This window comes from Pollutimonas rozaliensis (assembly GCF_048751585.1).
Classification (GTDB): domain Bacteria; phylum Pseudomonadota; class Gammaproteobacteria; order Burkholderiales; family Burkholderiaceae_B.
The window spans coordinates 1-256 of the sequence record NZ_JAZHOB010000231.1 but is presented as its reverse complement, the minus strand read 5'-3'; the positions used below and the strand labels follow the sequence as shown (position 1 = coordinate 256).

Sequence of the window (256 nt, the reverse complement as noted above, 5' to 3'; positions counted from 1 at the left end):
GTAACGTTATAAATGGAACACTTATTTATGTTCAATCCTATTGTTGATGTGAGTTTAATGAATGCGCGCGAAGTATTAGAGCGCTCCACCCAGCAACTGGTGTTATTTCAGTTTTGGTCGGCGCGCAGTGCCGCTTGCCAGCAGTTATCGCCGATCCTCGAAAAAATTGTGCAGCAATACCCGCAGCAACTTTGCCTCGCTAAAGTCAATTGTGATACTGAACAAGACTTAGCCATGCAATTTGGGGTGCAATCCA

1 protein-coding gene is annotated in these 256 nt (G+C 44.9%); it reads left to right on the top strand.

The features are described 5' to 3' along the window. Window positions 1-27: 27 nt before the first annotated feature. Window positions 28-256, top strand: a 229-nt coding sequence (locus tag V0R37_RS22710; protein ID WP_420376634.1) for a thioredoxin domain-containing protein, incomplete at its 3' end; no start/stop codon positions are given.